This window comes from Bradyrhizobium sp. WSM1743, from assembly GCF_000473065.1.
Lineage (GTDB): Bacteria > Pseudomonadota > Alphaproteobacteria > Rhizobiales > Xanthobacteraceae > Bradyrhizobium.
The window spans coordinates 203,547-218,696 of the sequence record NZ_KI421494.1 but is presented as its reverse complement, the minus strand read 5'-3'; the positions used below and the strand labels follow the sequence as shown (position 1 = coordinate 218,696).

At 60.3% G+C, this 15,150-nt stretch carries 13 protein-coding genes and 1 pseudogene; 10 read left to right on the top strand and 4 right to left on the bottom strand.

Translation table 11 applies throughout. The annotated features are described in order from the left end of the window. Positions 1-880 (top strand): Ulp1 family isopeptidase (locus YU9_RS0140330; protein ID WP_027577712.1); only part of this gene is annotated, 880 nt, incomplete at its 5' end. Positions 881-2,631: 1,751 nt separating this feature from the next. Here YU9_RS0140330 and YU9_RS44435 read toward each other — a convergent pair. Further along, complete coding sequence (locus YU9_RS44435; protein WP_036019553.1) at positions 2,632-3,108, bottom strand: 6-carboxytetrahydropterin synthase; 477 nt, start codon at positions 3,106-3,108, stop codon at positions 2,632-2,634. Further along, positions 3,105-3,773 carry a GTP cyclohydrolase I gene (gene folE, locus YU9_RS44430; protein ID WP_084299251.1) on the bottom strand — a complete coding sequence of 223 codons (669 nt, stop codon included), beginning with the start codon at positions 3,771-3,773 and terminating at the stop codon, positions 3,105-3,107. Before folE ends, YU9_RS44435 begins: the two co-directional genes overlap by 4 nt. Before the next feature lie 356 nt (positions 3,774-4,129). Between folE and YU9_RS0140300 the strand changes: the two genes are divergently transcribed. The 9 genes and pseudogenes from YU9_RS0140300 to YU9_RS50650 all read left to right on the top strand — a co-directional run bounded on the left by YU9_RS0140300 (position 4,130) and on the right by YU9_RS50650 (position 12,126). Next, positions 4,130-4,354, top strand: a complete 225-nt coding sequence (locus YU9_RS0140300; protein ID WP_027577710.1) for a hypothetical protein — start codon at positions 4,130-4,132, stop codon at positions 4,352-4,354. Between the two features lie 81 nt (positions 4,355-4,435). Further along, positions 4,436-4,972: a hypothetical protein gene (locus YU9_RS0140295; protein WP_027577709.1), complete on the top strand. Its 537-nt coding sequence runs from the start codon at positions 4,436-4,438 to the stop codon at positions 4,970-4,972. A 1,194-nt stretch (positions 4,973-6,166) separates the two neighbouring features. Next, positions 6,167-6,622, top strand: a complete 456-nt coding sequence (locus tag YU9_RS0140290) for a GNAT family N-acetyltransferase (RefSeq protein WP_027577708.1) — start codon at positions 6,167-6,169, stop codon at positions 6,620-6,622. Positions 6,623-7,433: 811 nt separating this feature from the next. Continuing rightward, a complete protein-coding gene (locus tag YU9_RS44425) occupies positions 7,434-8,879 on the top strand; it encodes a pitrilysin family protein (RefSeq protein WP_245266773.1) in 1,446 nt (481 codons plus the stop codon). Continuing rightward, on the top strand, positions 8,879-10,225 hold the full coding sequence (locus YU9_RS44420) for a pitrilysin family protein (RefSeq protein WP_051380695.1): 1,347 nt from the start codon (positions 8,879-8,881) through the stop codon (positions 10,223-10,225). The genes YU9_RS44425 and YU9_RS44420 overlap by 1 nt, the downstream gene beginning before the upstream one ends. 849 nt (positions 10,226-11,074) lie before the next feature. Continuing rightward, the gene (locus tag YU9_RS50665) at positions 11,075-11,215 is read left to right on the top strand and encodes a hypothetical protein (RefSeq protein ID WP_245266772.1); all 141 of its coding nucleotides are present in this window, start codon (positions 11,075-11,077) and stop codon (positions 11,213-11,215) included. 31 nt (positions 11,216-11,246) lie between these two features. Next, the gene (locus YU9_RS50660; protein ID WP_027577707.1) at positions 11,247-11,576 is read left to right on the top strand and encodes a hypothetical protein; all 330 of its coding nucleotides are present in this window, start codon (positions 11,247-11,249) and stop codon (positions 11,574-11,576) included. Positions 11,577-11,633: 57 nt separating this feature from the next. Next, positions 11,634-11,876 (top strand): annotated as a pseudogene (locus tag YU9_RS50655) (SMP-30/gluconolactonase/LRE family protein); the annotation flags it as partial. Positions 11,877-11,946: 70 nt separating this feature from the next. Next, positions 11,947-12,126: a hypothetical protein gene (locus YU9_RS50650; RefSeq protein ID WP_027577706.1), complete on the top strand. Its 180-nt coding sequence runs from the start codon at positions 11,947-11,949 to the stop codon at positions 12,124-12,126. 44 nt (positions 12,127-12,170) lie between these two features. Here the strand turns inward: YU9_RS50650 and YU9_RS0140255 are convergent, their stop codons facing one another. Both YU9_RS0140255 and YU9_RS0140250 read right to left on the bottom strand, forming a co-directional pair. Next, positions 12,171-14,063, bottom strand: coding sequence for a TRAP transporter large permease subunit (locus tag YU9_RS0140255; RefSeq protein ID WP_027577705.1), 1,893 nt, complete (start codon positions 14,061-14,063; stop codon positions 12,171-12,173). After that, positions 14,060-15,085, bottom strand: coding sequence for a TRAP transporter substrate-binding protein (locus tag YU9_RS0140250; RefSeq protein WP_027577704.1), 1,026 nt, complete (start codon positions 15,083-15,085; stop codon positions 14,060-14,062). The genes YU9_RS0140255 and YU9_RS0140250 overlap by 4 nt, the downstream gene beginning before the upstream one ends. Positions 15,086-15,150 lie beyond the last annotated feature (65 nt).

Sequence of the window (15,150 nt, the reverse complement as noted above, 5' to 3'; positions counted from 1 at the left end):
CTACGCTGGTCTTGAGCCATTTGTTGATCTGAATGCGCCAACGCCGTCCGAGTTGCGGGACGATGCTCACTTTGCGCCAGCCGATCCTGCCAGGGCTCGCTCAGACACCTACGCTGGTTCTGTATCATTTGTTGGTCGGGATGCGCCCAGACCGCAGGTGATTGATCTAAATCCGCCCACGCTGCAGGAGCTGCGTGATGATGCTCGTTCTGCGCCCTTCCCGCGCAGATCCGACGATGCTCAAATCGGGGCTATGGATCCGACAGCCTCCTCCTACGGCCGCAGCAAACTAGAGCTCGGTGCCAAGGAATGGCTGGGCGACAAGCATATCAACAGGGATTACGAGCTCCTGGCGGAGGAGTTGCGGCGGAGCCGTCCGGAACTCGCCGCCCTGACGCAGCTGGTGGACCCCCTAATAGCTCACTATCAACTGCGCTTCGGCGCCGACCCCGACATGCTCCGTGCATTCCAGCGTATCGTGTACGATCCGAATGGTAATGATACCGCCGACTTCCTGTTCCTGCCGGTGAACGATGCGATGGATCCTAATCGCCTCGGCACGCATTGGTCGCTGCTGCTCCTTGATCGCCGCACGCGAGGAGAGCCGATTGCCTATCACTACGACTCTGTCCGGGGACATAACCACGAGGCGGCAGCGCAGCTCGCACGACGGCTGCGCGCCCGCCTGGAGTCACCCAGGATGGTCCAGCAGCGGAACACCTATGATTGCGGCGTCTTCGTGGTGGACGGCACGCGGGCGCTGGTTCGACGATTGGCCCAAGGAGAGCGGCCAGGGCACGAGTTGCTGCACCTTGACAACCTCGTCGCCAATCGGCGGTCCCTCCAGGACCGGCTTCGAGCTCATCCCGGCTTAGGCTAATGGAGCGCGAAGCGGCCGCGAGACTGAGGACTTTCTCCGCAATGCCCGCTCGACATTCCAGCGACCGTCGAGGCGCTGCCCCAATACTGAATGCCGATCCGCTCCCGGGCCAGAAGTCGGATTCGATCGCATGCGCGCGTATTTATCGGTGGTACTTACTTCGACCGTGCACACAGCCTCGCTATAGGGGCATGGCGGTTCCGGCCCAGCAAATCATCGGCACTCAACATGCCAATTGGGATGCGCTGCGCATCGGGCTTAAAGCCGAGACTATGCTGTTTGAGGACTGGCGCGTGAGCGCAGATGTTGCTTACCTGCCTGGACCGACTTCACCGGTCGCGATAACCATCTCGTCCGTCCTGAAACAACTTTCTACGATCAGCGCAGGCAAGATGGGGGAGGAACGCTGTCGTACCTCGTCGGCAGAATCAGTATCGGCGTCGGCGCTCGGTACTGGGCAATGTGGACCAAGAACGACAGCGATTTCATATTCAACTGCAGCGGCTGCAGCGGCCGAGCCACGTTCATTCAGATCCCTGCACTCGCGAAGTACAGCATGGAGCGATGGGGTACCTTCTTAGAGGCGTCCTACAAGTTTCAGTGAATTGGTCTGCAAGCGCATAAGTCTTATAGCTAACCTAACCGATGCGCGATGAAAGCCTGCAACGCGTAGGCTGCGCGGCGCCGCAGCCCCCGGGCGAACCGCCCACGGAGGGCCGTTGCCGAGTTTCGAGCAGCCTTCATGCCTTCTCTTTGTGGAAAGATGAGTCCGGATGAGTCTCAGCAGCCAATTCAGAAGCAGAGATGCTTCGTACCTTTGTAGCGCCGCAATCATCCTCTTTTCGTCTTCGCCCGCATTGGCAGCCGATGTACGGCGGGCCAGTATGCCAATAACGGACTGCGCGACAGTGAAGAACAAAAAGCAACGCTTGCTGTGCGTCGATAAAGCGGCCGCAGCCCTAAAGACAACTCGCCTTCTTAGGAAATTGGGGACAGCTCATATTAAAGAGATCTTTGCCAACCCCGGCCAGACCGCTTCCGAAATCCATGATCCAGATCACCTTGATGTCGCCCCTGGAACGTTCATTGAGAGGCTTGTCGAGATCCGAAACGTGAGGTGCCTCTACTCGACTGATGGCTACCGCTGCATTGCACATCGGCGCGGAATGGCTCCTGTTGTTCGCCCAGGCTGTCGAACCAGCGGCAGAACAAGAAAGTCTGAAAACCGGCTGCGCCCTGCTCGATAGTCTCCTGTCTGCCGCCTGCAAAAGGAATATTCGGATAGTCACGACTCACTACAGGGGAGATTTCTGGCGCGATTTTGCAAAGAGCCTTATCCTAAAGGTGCCAAAAATTGAAATATTAGCGGCGTCGCCACCGAAGCGATAGCTGAAAGTAGGAGAGGTCCTGTTCAGGACGCTTTCCGCGTGGGGGAGCGGCTCAGTGCCAGAACCAGACTTGATAAGTAGCGTCATCAATGGCTAAAGGTCGTATCCTGCGGGCTTGCCGCCCGTGATCATGACATGCCGAGCCCTAAACCCCTGCACGGCGAGCATTTCCTCCGGCGACATCATAGCCCCAGGTGTTGGCGTCCTCGATCTTGGCGGTGATCTCGGCTATCGGCACTTGGCGTGCTGGATCTGCGATCCATGTGCGCTTGCTGTCACACCCCGGGGCAACCAACTGGGCCAGCCTGTAGCCGCAAGAACACGGACGGCGTCCCGCTCTTGCAGGTTTCGCCCTGGATACTTTCATAGATCTCGTTGACCGGCAGCACGGCTCGTTCCCCGATAGATCGCGCTGTTCGCACCGTGCTCTTTGACTTCGACAGATGCAAGCCGGCAACGCGGAGCAAGTCGCTCTGTCAGCAGCCACTTGCTCGCGATGCCGTAGACGTGCTCGGCAAACTTTTCGCAGCCGACAGCAGGTAGCACAACGATATCCGCGACGCCACGCCGCGCCGCTTCGTGGAACCATTCAAGCTCTGGATCGTCCGCAGCTACGACGGTCTTATGGTCAAACGTGTGTTCGAGGATCGCTTTCAGCTCTTTGAGGCCACCAAAATCAACGACCCAATTCTTGTCGTCTAGAGTGTCGGCCTCGAACTCGAAGCGAAATGACAACGAGTAACCGTGCAGCAGACGACAGTGTGACAGCGCGCGCCACTGGCGAAATGTAGTGGATAGTCCCATTTCATGACCGTATGTCTTCGTCGATAGGTAGGTCACGGTTGATCCTTGATCAGTGCCATAAATTCGCTGCGCAATGTCCTGTCGTCGCGGAAAGCACCGCGCATGATGTTGGTTATCATGATGGTGTCAGTCTCGCGAACACCCCGCCAGATCATGCATTGGTGCTGCGCCCTAACGATGACGGCCAATCCCTTCGGCTGGATGCGGCGTTCCAGCTCGTCCGCCAACATAACAGCGGCCTCCTCCTGGATGTGCGGGCGCGACATGATCCAGTTGGCAACGCGCACCAGTTTGCTGATACCGATCACTTTTTCGCCGGGCACCACGCCAACCCACATGCGGCCGGTCATGGGTACGAGGTGATGCGAGCACGTCGAGCGCACGGCAATGGGACCCAACGTGTAGAGTTCGTTCAGGCCGCTCGCGTTCGGGAAGCCCGTAATCTCGGGCGCGGGCTCAAAGCGGCCGGCAAAAACCTCGCGCACGTACATCCTGGCAACGCGCTTTGCGGTCGCTTTGGTGTTGTGGTCGCGGCTGGTGTCGATAACCAGGGCTTCAAGCACAGCCTGCACGTGCTGCTCGACTTCGGCTTGGATCACATCAATGTCGCCAGGCAGCAGATATTCTGCGATATTGTCGTTTGCCGCAAACGACACGCCGGCGTCGCGCAGGCGTTCACGAATTGCTTGCGTAGAGCTCATCAGAAATCCTGTGCCGGCACTTCGCTTTTAGTTTGCGTGAACGACATGATCTGCGGTCGTCGTGAAGAACGACGGAGGGACCCGCGACGGACAAAGCTTCAATTGGGGAGGTGCCTTACCGGGGCCAGTGTCTGGTATCAATTTGTGACGATCGAGAACTTTCATCTCTCCTGCGTCGTTGACCGAGAGGCCACTATTGCCGAAACGGTCCTTCGCCTCCCTGCAATCAGCATGCCGCAAACGTATCTGTGCGACACTTGCTTGGGGAAGAAAAAATCAATGCACTGTGCCGCGCAGGCCGATCATCTGCGCCTTCGTGTCGGGATTCAGACATACACGCCGACAAGCGGACACGATTGAAGCTCCAGCAAAAGCAGCCAAATCTTACCCGCCCCGGAGCCATCAGACAGTTAATCGACCCGGTGATTGGCGTCGACCTCAAGGAGCTGACGCTTCTGGTGATCACGCTGAGCGGCTACCTGGCGGGGCGCCTTTGCGGCGAGCGCGAGATCCGGCGGAGACTGATGATGATCGAGTCCGCGGTGATGGCGGCCGGCGCGCTGGCGACGTGGTTGCCTTAATCCAGCAATGGTTGGCGCCGCATGGCAAGTCAATGGTGTTTGGCCAATTCGACCCCGCGCCGGCCGCAGTTCGCGAGTTTGATGGATTTCTACCTGCTGGCTTGGCTGACGAGCCCGTCCCGTGCCTCTGGTGTAATCGCGCTCGGCGTTCTTGCTATGGTGCCGCCTGCGATCTTCGCCGCCTCGATGGTGCGGTTTAGCTTTGTGGCGCTGGCGCTGCTCGTCCCCGCAGTGCTCAGCCCGCGCGTGCAGAGCCGCAAGGTGATTGCGGCCGTGACCGCCCTGGCGCTCTTCGCGATCGTCGGCGCGCTGGCGCTGCGCTCGCAGACCACGCGGGTATTTGTCGACCTTGCCTTTTATGCAGCCGCCGGCGCCTGGTCGACCGCCTGCGATGCGGTCGATCGCGACATCCGGATTGCGATCCGCGGCCGGATCTTTCCGATGCTATGCGTCTCTTTCTGGCGGCAGGTCCGTCTGGAATCAGCCTCGATGGCTTTGAGGCGACGGGCTGCATCGAGAGCATCGGCGTGCATAACGTCTTCCTGCGGGCGGCGCTCGAGTTCGGCTGGCTCGCCGGGCTCGCGCTCGTGGCGCTCGTCATTGGAGGCTGGCGCGTAGTCCGCGAGCTCGCGCCGATCGCGCCCGAATACTGCTTCGTTGCCGCCGCCCTGGTCTACGTAGCGACAGTTTCGCTGATGCATGGGCGCATCAGCCGCGAGCTTGTGCTGTACTTGCTGCTCGGCTATGCCTCGAGATTGTGGAGCGAGGGGCGAGAGGTTGCGGCCAAACTAATGGTGCGGATCGCCGGAGGTGGAGGCGAGCAAGTCCCTCCTGGTCGGCGGGCGCGACACCGGTGTCGACGACTGGCCTCCCGCGGGTGATGATCCCGCCCGCCAGCCCGCCCATGGCGCTTGCCTTCTCCAGTTTTCTTCGCGGGACTCAATCAAACAGCGTCCGGGCGAGATTGAGATCGACTTGGATTCGCCAAGATGAGTCTTCGTCACAGCGCCAGCGATCGCCGGAGATCGTCGTGCTCAAAGGCGGTGACCGTACGGTCGATCTCGCCCGACCGCGCCCCGACTGCCTTGGCGATGTTGCGACTCTCGCCACTTGTTGCGCCACCCTCCTAGGGAGTTATAGTCTCGATCCCATCGCTGTCGACGACCGAGAGGATCCTGTTATCGGCTGTCGAATCCTACCCCAGCGGTCCTTCTGGCCGGGGATTCATGGCTACCATTCCAGAGAGCTGGCCTCCAAACATTGTGACTGGTAAAGGATTCAGCATCGAGGAAGGAGATGGCCAATATCGATAGACTGCGGTCACGGGCCAATGAGCTCGGTTCCCGAGAGTCAAAATGCGGTGGAGCGCATACACCTCTGAACGGTTCCTTCTACGTACCGACATCCATCGGCTTTTTGACTTGGAACACGTGATCGTCTCATCGGATTGTCGGCTCAAGATCAGCAGCCGCTTGAAGGACCGTTTCGACAAATGAGGTTCGCGATGATCATGATCCTATCTTGGAGAGGCGAGCTTTACTTCGTGTACCCTGCGACGTGAAAGCGATCGGTTGGATCGAAATTCAGTTGTGGACGCTGATTGACAGCCGAAATCGCGGGTCATCAGGCGTTTTCACTCAACCAAGACCCGCAGCAGAGATCAGCTAATTGAAAAGTGCTCCAATCGGCTGTGGTTCGAGGTGTTCGGGATTCTCAGCTAGGCTTGTCTCTGTCTAGCAGATGACAAATGTCACGCTGACGCTCGTGGCGCAGAGTGATTCCATTCCGATGCGGAGCAGACAGGAAAGAAAGATGCCGGTCATATCCACACGCCGCGCTGAAGTCACAGATGCCGGAACCGTCGCCCGCTTCGTTCATGCTCTCCAAGTCGAGCTCTTGGGCCGGATGGCCCCCGGGATCGAAATCGTCACGCGAAGCGCGACGGCAGTTCTTGCGGATGTCAGCGTCGTCGCGGTGATCGCCTGCGGAGACAACGAGCCGGCTGGCGTCATGCTTCTAAACGAATGCACTGCGATCTACGCGGGCGGCAAGTTCGGAGAAATCTCGGAGCTCTATGTTCGCCCCGACATGAGATCGCAGGGCATTGCGCCTCATCTGATCGCGGTCGCTCTGTCCGAAGGACGCGTGCGAGGATGGAAGCGGTTGGAGGTCGGAGCACCGTGGCAGCCGAAATGGAAGCGTACCCTCGACTTCTATCTGCGCAACGGCTTCGAGGAAGTCGGCCCCCGACTTTGCCGCATGATATGAGCCGGTTGGGTCCACTTAGAATAGTCGTCCCTGGATGACCAAGAAGCTGAGTCGGATCAATCATCCAACCGGCTCCCGCGTCGGGAAGCGAATCGGCGCGCTAGCTTGGAAGAGTTCATCATCTCGTCGGTCATCGGCGGCTCCTCGAATCAGGTTGGGGTTAGCAACCCGACCCTACCGACGAATCATCGATGACCACCGCAAAGCCGCCCGCCCGCTACAGCGCTGTTTGCGAGCTACACCATCACTGGGGCCACGACCTTGGACCCTAATTGAATCAGACGTTCTTGGTCGTTGATGGATGCTGACACTAATGACGGAAGTAAGCGATTGAATGGCCAAGCCAGAGGGAGATCCTTGAGAGCGTCGTCGCCGCTTTCAGCGGGCGCCCATAACGGTTGAATGCCGGAACGAGCTGGCGCTCGTTGGCTCTACCGTTTCCGTGCGAACCAACCGTCAGAGTAGTAGCTTCACAATATGGAAAAGCCACAGCAGCAAAACGTCTAATAGCAAACTCCAACAAGTGGAGCCGCCTATCAAGTCTCAGCCCAATCTATGTGAGTAAGTTGTCGCTGTACAATCTCGCCAACTTGTAAGGCTCCCTGCCATGTCGTGTTCACGACATGGCGACAGCGGCCTTTCGACAGGATAGGCGTTGGTTCTGCTTTATATCCAGGTGGCGCACGCCCTTGCGCATCCCATGGCAAATGGCCCAGCCTTTGCTTCATTGCAATTCGGACGGTGAGCGGCTGCCAAGCCTTGTTCTGCTCCGCCACAGTCGATGCATATGTATGGAAGGAAAGGCGTTACCATGAGCGATCGGAGTTCGGTCACCGCCAACACGAAGGAGATCGCCGCACGTGCCTTCCCGATGACACGGACGACACCAGTCGAAGAGAGAACGAGGGATAGCACTACTCCTAACCAATACGGTTCTCACGAGGGCGGCGTTCTTGCTCAGGCCAGGTGGGATCGACCAGCCATCTTTTCGCTTCATAATGGGCTCGAGGTTGTGGTGATACCGGATCATCGGACGCCCGTCGTAACTCAGATGATCTGGTATAAGGTCGGCTCCGCGGACGAGCCACCCGGAAGATCGGGGCTGGCGCATTTCCTCGAACATCTGATGTTCAAGGGCACATCCAAACATCCGCCGGGTGAATTTACCCAGGCCGTGCAGCGCGTCGGCGGCTACCAAAACGCTTTCACCGGCACCGACTATACAAGCTATTTTCAGTATGTTCCGCGCGATCAGCTCGGCAAGATGCTGGAATTTGAAGCTGATCGCATGACCAATCTTGTTCTTAAAGATGAGGACGTGCTATCCGAGCGCGACGTCGTGCTCGAAGAATTAAATATGGGCGTCGCCAACAATCCAGGTGCGCGGCTCATCGAGCAGATGTTGGCGGCACTTTACCTCAACCACCCCTACGGTCGGCTCATCATCGGTTGGCGGCAGGAGATCGAAAAGCTTGGCCGTGAAGACGCGCTCGGGTTCTACAAGCGGTTCTATGCACCGAACAACGCTATCCTAATCATCGCCGGTGACGTAGAGGCGGGCGCGCTCCGCCCGCTGGTGGAGACGAGTTTTGGCGGCATTCCCTCGCAACCACGGATCCCGGCGGAACGCTTGCGACCTCAGGAGCCGCCTCCGGCCGCGGAACGCACGGTGACACTGGCCGATCCCCGCGTTGAGCAGCCAGTGCTGCACCGCTACTATCTGGTGCCGTCGGCGCGCACTGCGGTCGCAGGCGAGAGTCCGGTGCTCGACGTGCTCGCGCAATTGATGGGCGGCGGCATCAACTCATATCTCTATCGCGCGCTGGTGATCGACAAGAAGCTCGCGAGTAGTGCCTCGGCGAGGTACGAGCCCACCGCCCTTGATTCGTCGCTACTCACAATTTCTGTTACACCAGAACCCGGCATCGAGTTCGGGCAGATTGAATACGCCATCGACGGCGTGATTGGCGGTATTGCGCAGCATCCTGCGCGCACAGAAGATATCGAGCTGGCCAAGACGCGGCTGGTCGCTCAAGCAATCTATGCCCAGGACGACCAAGCAAAGCTTGCGGCCTGGTACGGCCGCCGGCTCACGACAGGACTGACCATCGACGAGATCCGAGGCTGGCCGGACAGCATCCGCGAAGTCAGTGCCGCGCAAGTGCTCGCGGCCGCGCGCAAATGGCTCGACAAAAAGCGCTCGGTGACAGGCTATCTCGTCAAGGAACCCACCCAAAGACACGCGGAGAGGCGATAATGACCCAGTCTTGCACACGACGTGACGTCCTCCTCGCCGGGGCGTCGGGTTCAATCGCAATCCTCGCATCACCAAGTTTGCTTGCTGCCACCAGCACGCTTGCCGCGACCAAGATCAAACGCCTGGTCTCGCCTTGCGGTATAAAGGCAACGTTAGTGCAGGATGCGACTGTCCCACTGATCGCCGTAGAATATGCCTTCGGCGGCGGCGCGACGCAGGATCCCACCGAGAAACCCGGTGTTGGACACATGGTGGCTAGCCTGCTCGACGAAGGCGCCGGCGATCTTGACGCCAAGACGTTTCATGAGCGGCTCGATGGCCGCGCCATTGAGTTGAGCTTTGCATCGCATCGCGACTACTTCCGCGGTAGTTTGCACACGCTGAAGGACTGCAAGGAGGACGCCTTTGACCTCTTACGGATGGCGCTAACCTCACCACGTTTCGACCCGGCCGATGTCGAACGAATTCGTGCCGGCGTGCTTGCGAACCTTCGACATGAATCGACCAATCCGGAGTCGCTCGCAAATCGTAAATTCTTCGAGGTGGCCTTCAAGGATCATCCTTATGCTCGGCAGGCCGAAGGCACCCTCGAGAGCGTGCCCAAGATTGATGTAGCCGATCTCAAGAACTATCTCCGAAGCGTAATCGCAAAAGACACACTCAAGATCGCGGTCGTCGGCGACATCGATCCAGAGGTCCTCTGCAAATTGCTCGACATGACTTTTGGGGGCCTGCCGGCCAACTCGAATTCGACGCCGGTTGCGAGCGTGGTCGCAGCAAAACCGCCGCAGCGCATCTTCATTCCGCTCGATGTACCTCAGACGTTTGTGACATTCGGCGGTCCCGGCGTCCGGCGCACCGAACCGGATTTCATGGCAGCCTATGTCGTCAACCACATCCTTGGCGGCGGCGGTTTGACCTCGCGGCTCTTCCGCGAAGTCCGCGAGAAGCGCGGGTTGGCCTATTTCGTCAGCGAGCGGCTGGTCTGGATGGATCATTCAGCCGTGTTCGTCGGCGATAGCGGCACGCGGGCTGACCGCGCCGGCAGGACAGTCGAAGAGATCGAGAGGCAGGTCCGCCACCTTGCCGAGAAAGGACCGACCCAGCAGGAACTCGATGATGCAAAGTCTTACCTGAAGGGCTCGCAGATGCTAGCTCTCAACACAACATCGAAGCTTGCGCGAACGCTGTTGCAGCATCAGCTTGATAAGCTGCCGATCGACTATCTCGAAAAATACGACTCCGTCGTCGATGCGGTAACGTTGGAGGATGCCAAGAGAGCAGCGGCGCGCCTGTGGGGCGGCGGTTTGCTCACCGTTCTCGTCGGTCGTTCCCCAGTGCCATGACTACATCCCGGTCAGGGGCCGAATTGGACGTCAGACCACAATACGCAGGAAACCCAATCGTCTTGTAAATAGTGGGCCTCCACGCCCAAAGCGAGGACCGGCAGGCTGTCCTAGATATGAGGGCAATGCGGCTTGGCTCGGCGCTTGATCAGCTTTCCCACAGTTAGCCCTGCGAACATGCGAGTGGAGAAATTGCGCGCGGCTGATCTGCGGCTGCGTCGAACGCAAACATCGGTAACGGATTTATGAGATAGTGCACATTCATAACAGGCTCGCGAGGACAACGTTCGCGTACGGCAGTACATAGCAGCCCGGGCAGCACGACGAACTTGGAGCAACAAGCCAATGCGGGTCCGTCCCATGCACGCGAATCCTTCCACTCGACCGGTCAGCGCTGTGCGTGTTCGGAGTCGAGCACCTTCGCTGCCACGTCTCTCGGCCCATCGCCGAGGTCGTGAACGTCGAAGGCGTGAAGGAGCTGTATCAGTCGACCTTTGTGAAATGACGTCAATCGCGCGGCAATGTCGGTGCAGGGGGCTCCTCTCGATCTGTTCGAGCAGCCCCCGTACGGGGTTCGTGGCAGGCTTCCTCGGCTCTCCCTCGATCAATCTCATCCCGGCGCCCCTCAAGACAACGGTCCCGCCGCAGCCGTTGTGTTTCAGTCCGGCGGTGAACTGAAGCTTCCGAGCGGAAAGGTCATGTCACTGGCCGGCGCGAGGGCGAAAGATTCTCGTAGGCATTCGGCCCCAGCACTTCAGTCGGGCCGGCGGAGGACCTTTCCGCAAAGGGGTGGTTTCTTATTCGGCCGTCGTCGATCTCATTCAGCCGACAGGGACCCGAGCCTTCACCATGATCAAGATCGGCGGCGTGGATGCGGTTGCCGAGCTGCAGGCCCATGACGTCAGCAGCCATGGCGAGCGGATCGACCTCGCCATCGACCTCAATCGCGTGGTGCTGATCGATCCGGCCAGCGGCCTGGTCATCGCATAACGGGAGCAACATTCGAGAACGGGAGGGATGAATGGCGTCGAGGCTGTTTGCAACCGGAATTGGCGCGCCGGAGGGTCCGGTGTGCCTGCCCGACGGGTCGATGTATGTCACAGAAATGTCCGCGTCGACCCTTTGCGTCACGCGGCTCGATCCTCGCGGCAATCGCCGCGTCATCCGCACGACGGGCGGGCGACTGACGACCGACGGCCACGGACGGATCTGGATCGCGGAAGCCGGCCTCCGGGCGCTGATTTGCATCGACGAAAGCGGAAACGAGGTCCGACGCATGCAGGGCGAAGACGCGGACCGGTTCTGTTTCCGAACGACCTCTGCTTCGGTCCGAACGGACTGCTGTATATGACCGACTCCGGGATGGCCGCCGAGGATTTCATCAACGGCCTGGCCTTTCGACGGTTATATGGACCTGGACTGGGACGGCCGTCTGTATGAGATCGATCCGGCAGCCATGAAGGTGCTCCGCGTGCTGGATCGCAGGGTCCGCTTCACCAACGGCATTGCCTTCGGTCCCGACAACCACCTCTACGCCAACGCGTCCTTCACCGGCGAGATCTATCGATATGACGTGCTTGGCGAGGCAGCGCCGAAACGCGTCGTCTTCGGCAACGTGCTGCAGCCGGATTCGAATACGGATTTCAAAGGGCCGGACGGGATGGCTTTCGGAACGGACGGTCGGCTCTACTGCGCGGGTTTACAACCAGAAGAACGTCACTGTGCTCGACTGCCGAGGCAAGGTCGCCGATCGTCTGGTGCTGGACGGACCGCAGCCGACGAATTGTGCGTTTGCGCTCGAAGGCAGGAAGCTACGGGTCAGCGAGATCGGCAAGGGCCAGGTCGAGGAGATTGACATGGCCTGCGATGGCTTGCCGCTGCATCTGCCGAAATTCGCCTGACGAGATGCCCTCGCGACGTTTCCGGCGAGGGCGCCTCGCCCATATCAAAGGAAGCCGATCGATAGCCAGGGCACGGCGGCAACGATCAGCGTGCCGATCAGGAGCGCGACCATATAGCCCACGATCGGCTTCATGCCGTCGTCCGGATTGATGCGGCTGATGGCGCAGGCCGCGTAGTAGCCGACGCCGAACGGCGGAGCGAACAGGCCGATTCCCATGGCGAGGACGACGACCATCGCGTAGTGGACATCGTGCACCCCGACCTGCCGTGCGATCGGGAACAGCAACGGACCGAACAGGACGATGGCCGGGATTCCCTCCAGCACGCTGCCAAGGATCACAAAGGTCACGATCGTTACGGCTAGGAAGACGGGGACCCCACCGGGAAGGCTGGTCATGAATTTGGCCAGAGAGGCCGAAAATCCCGACTGGGTCAGCGCCCAGGCCATGCCTGTCGCCGCGCCGATGATGAGCAGAATCGCCCCCGATAGAGAGGCAGTCTCGACCAGCATCGGATAGATGCGACGCCAGTCGAACTGCTGGTAGATGAACAGACCCGCGCAGACCGAGTACAGGATGCCGATCGTCGAGACCTCCGTTGCCGTCGCAACGCCCTCGACGACCGCCGTGCGGATCACGAACGGCAGCGCGATAGCAGGTATCGCGATCACAAAGGCCCGCCCGATTTGCCGGCCGGTAGCCCGGTTGACGTGAGACAGGTCTTCGCGGCGGTATCGCCACCAGACTACGGCAGCGAGCATGACCGCGAGCACCACGCCCGGAAGCAACCCGCCGGTGAACAATGCCGAGATCGACACGCCGGTCACCGAGCCGATCGTGATCAGGACCAGCGAGGGCGGGATCGTCTCGGTCTGGGCGCCGGTCGCCGCGAGAAGCGCAACGAGGTCTCCCGGTTTGGCCCCGCGCTGCCGCATCTCGGGAAACAGGACAGGAGCCACCGCAGCCATGTCCGCTGCCTTGGAGCCGGAGATGCCAGAGACCAGATACATTGCTCCGACCAGCACGTAGTGCAATCCGCCGCGCACGTGGCCCAGGAGGCTCGCCAGGAAGCTGACCATGGCGCGCGCCATGCCCGTCATCTCGATCAGGAGGCCGAGAAAGACGAAGAGAGGCACCGCAAGCAGGATCAGGTGGCTCATGCCCTCATCCATTCGTCCGATCATCACCACGTCGGGCGTGCTGGTTGTCAGGGCGAGATAGCCGACCGTGGCGAGGCCGAACGCGAACGCGATCGGCACGGCCGCGAAGACCATGGCGCCAACCAGGATAACGAAGAAAATCAGAAGATTCAGATTGCCGAGCGTCTTCAAGACCGGCGCCAGCAGAACGAAGGTCGCAATGACGCCCGCGACGATCGCCAAGGACGCGAGCAGGCTGCGCAGGCTCGCGATCCGGATCAGCCGGAGGACCGCTGCGGCCAGCATCAAGCCGATGCCGATCGGCAACGCCGCCGCCCGCCAGCTGTTGACGATCTCGAGCGCCGGCGTCGTGACAAAGGCCTCGTCGACCGCAAACTCATAGGCCGGCCAGACAACGAGCGCAAGAAATGCCAGCGATGCTGCGGCCGCGATGACATCCAGAAACGCGCGAAGCTCCGCGCCGAGAACGCCGACGATAGCCGTCATCCGCATGTGTTCGCCGCGCTGGAACGCGATCACGGAGCCGAACATAGCGAGCCAGAGGAAGAGGATGCCGGCAAGCTCGTCGGACCAGATGATCGGCGAGCGGAACACGTATCGACTCACGATGCCGGCAGACAGCACCGCAATCTCCGCCAGCACGAGCAGTGCTGCTGGGACCGCCACGACATGACCAAGCACCGTGTTCGCCGTTGTCACCCAACTGCGCCGGCCCGCCTGCTGGGCGCTGGCCGCCATGCCGACATCGACGTGGGGCGGATGGCTCACGCTGGTCATGATAACTGGCCCGCGGCTTTTTCGAGCTGCGACCATGCCTCCTCGCCAAACTTGGCTTTCCAGTCGGCGTAGAAGCTGGTTTTGGACAAGGCCTGACGGAAGGCGGCGCGATCGACGTCGATGAACTTGAGGCCCTTCGCCGAGAGATCGGCGCGAAGTGACTGGCTGAGCTTCGCGATGTCGGCGCGCTGATCGAGGGCGGAGCGGTCGAGCTCGCGCGTCACGATCTCCTGGACGTCCTTCGGCAGGCGCTCGAAGGCGCGCTTGTTGCCGAGGATCCAGTAGCCGTCCCAGACGTGCCCCGTCAGGCTGCACGTGCTCTGCACTTCATAGAGACGGGCGGTCGCGATGATGGGGAGCGGGTTCTCCTGGCCATCGACGACCTTGGTCTGCAGCGCGGAATAGACCTCGTTGAAGTTGATCGGCGTCGGCCCGGCGCCGAGCGCCTTGAAGAGCGAGGTCAGCAGCGGCGCGGGCGGGACGCGGATCTGGAAATTCTTCAGATCATCCGGGGTGCGGATCTCGCGGCCGGACGAGGTGACCTGGCGAAAGCCGTTGTCCCAGGCCTTCGAGACCGCCATGATCGGCGTCTTGGCAATCTGCGCCCGGATGTAGGTGCCGAGGTCGCCGTCCATCGCCTTCCATACGCTATCGTAGTCGGTGAATGCGAAGCCCGTGTTCACGATACCCGCGTTCGGCACCAGGGTGGCGAGGATCGAGGACGATTGATTGAAGAACTCGACGCCACCGCTGCGAACCTGGGTCAGTAGTTCGGTGTCGGAACCGAGCTGGTTGGCCGGGAACAGCCTGATCTCCAGCCGGCCGCTGGTCGCTTCGCGGATGCGGTCGATCGCCTCTTGCGCCCGGATGTTCACCGGATGGGTTGCATCCTGTCCCGTTGCGAGCTTGTAGACGAATTCTGCGGCAGATACCGGGCGGGTCAGAATCCCGCAGAGAGGTACCGAACTGGCCGCCAGCAACAACGAACGACGGCTGATGCGTCCGGGTTTCGAGACAGTCATGTTTTCCTCCTGATCCTTTATTGGCGTTGTGCCGGCTGCATCAGCCTGCGCTGGTTTTCAGCTTT

Bases quoted from the DNA above. Each gene is read 5' to 3' on its own strand.
- YU9_RS50665 (WP_245266772.1), top strand. From the start codon at position 11,075: ATGATCAAGATCGGCGGCGTGGATGCGGTTGCCGAGCTGCAGGCCCAT.
- YU9_RS0140255 (WP_027577705.1), bottom strand. From the start codon at position 14,063: ATGACCAGCGTGAGCCATCCGCCCCACGTCGATGTCGGCATGGCGGCC.
- YU9_RS44425 (WP_245266773.1), top strand. From the start codon at position 7,434: ATGAGCGATCGGAGTTCGGTCACCGCCAACACGAAGGAGATCGCCGCA.
- YU9_RS0140290 (WP_027577708.1), top strand. From the start codon at position 6,167: ATGCCGGTCATATCCACACGCCGCGCTGAAGTCACAGATGCCGGAACC.
- YU9_RS50660 (WP_027577707.1), top strand. From the start codon at position 11,247: ATGGCGTCGAGGCTGTTTGCAACCGGAATTGGCGCGCCGGAGGGTCCG.
- YU9_RS0140295 (WP_027577709.1), top strand. From the start codon at position 4,436: ATGGATTTCTACCTGCTGGCTTGGCTGACGAGCCCGTCCCGTGCCTCT.
- folE (WP_084299251.1), bottom strand. From the start codon at position 3,773: ATGAGCTCTACGCAAGCAATTCGTGAACGCCTGCGCGACGCCGGCGTG.
- YU9_RS0140250 (WP_027577704.1), bottom strand. From the start codon at position 15,085: ATGACTGTCTCGAAACCCGGACGCATCAGCCGTCGTTCGTTGTTGCTG.
- YU9_RS44420 (WP_051380695.1), top strand. From the start codon at position 8,879: ATGACCCAGTCTTGCACACGACGTGACGTCCTCCTCGCCGGGGCGTCG.